The organism is Modestobacter sp. SYSU DS0511, assembly GCF_054050755.1.
In genome coordinates this window covers 1-1,003 of sequence record NZ_JBJGZY010000079.1, presented here as the reverse complement: position 1 = coordinate 1,003, position 1,003 = coordinate 1, and the positions used below count along the sequence as shown (strand labels likewise).

Below are 1,003 nucleotides of genomic sequence, written 5' to 3'. Positions count from 1 at the left end.
CCGCCCCCCCCCCCCCCCCCCCCCCCCCCCCCCCCCCCCCCCCCCCCCCCCCCCCCCCCCCCCCCCCCCCCCCCCCCCCCCCCCCCCCCCCCCCCCACGACTGTCCGCGGAGGGCCTCAGCCGCCGACCGCCCCGGCCGGCAGCGCGGCCATCCGCGTGGCGATCGCACGACCCGCCGACGCGGTGATGGCCGGGTCGTCACCGATCAGCACCGACAGCACCTGACCGGTGGCCTGCGCGAGGACGACCTGGGTCGTGCCGTCGGGGAGCCGGTACTGGAAGACGACGCTGTTGGCGGCCAGGCCCTCGGCGCTCGGACCGGCCTCGAACGTGTACTGCTCCTCCGGGCAGCGGCTGAACGCCTGCACCAGCTCCTGGAGCGCAGCTCCGGCGGCGACCGGCGAGTCGTAGGCGATCGCCTCCGACGACAGCCGTGGTGTGCCCGCCCCGTCGAGCCCGACCACCGGCTGCTTCGACGTCCGGTGCGCCTCGGAGGCGAAGGTCTGGCCGCAGATGCCGGTCAGGCTCGGGTTCTCCGCGAGGTCGGCCCCGGCCGGCAGCGGGTTGGCCTGCACCGTCCAGCCCTCGGGCAGGTCCATGGCCCGGAGGGCGACGGCGACCGCGGCCTGGGCCGGGTCCTGTGCCGCGGCCGGGTCGGCCGCGGCGGCCGCCGCGGCCGCGTTGCCCGCGGCGGTCGGCTCGGCGGTTCCCCGGCTCACGGCCGCGGCAGGCGAGTCCGGCGACGAGCTGCACCCGCTCAGCGCGAGCGCGCCGGTGGCCAGCGCGGCGATCACGGCACGGCGGAAGGTCACCGCTGCGACGGTAACCCCCTGCCTGCCCCGCCGGCCGTGCTCGACCGCCGCCGGCGACCCGTCCCGGGCACGGTCGTGGGGGGGGGGGGGGGGGGGGGGGGGGGGGGGGGGGGGGGGGGGGGGGGGGGGGGGGGGGGGGGGGGGGGGGGGGGGGGGGGGGGGGGGGGGGGGGGGGGGGGGGGGGGGGGGGG

General features: G+C 82.0%; 1 protein-coding gene. It reads right to left on the bottom strand.

The genetic code is table 11. The annotated features are described in order from the left end of the window. Positions 1-116: 116 nt before the first annotated feature. A complete protein-coding gene (locus tag ACI783_RS19780; protein ID WP_457142032.1) occupies positions 117-812 on the bottom strand; it encodes a hypothetical protein in 696 nt (231 codons plus the stop codon). Between the last annotated feature and the right edge of the window lie 191 nt (positions 813-1,003).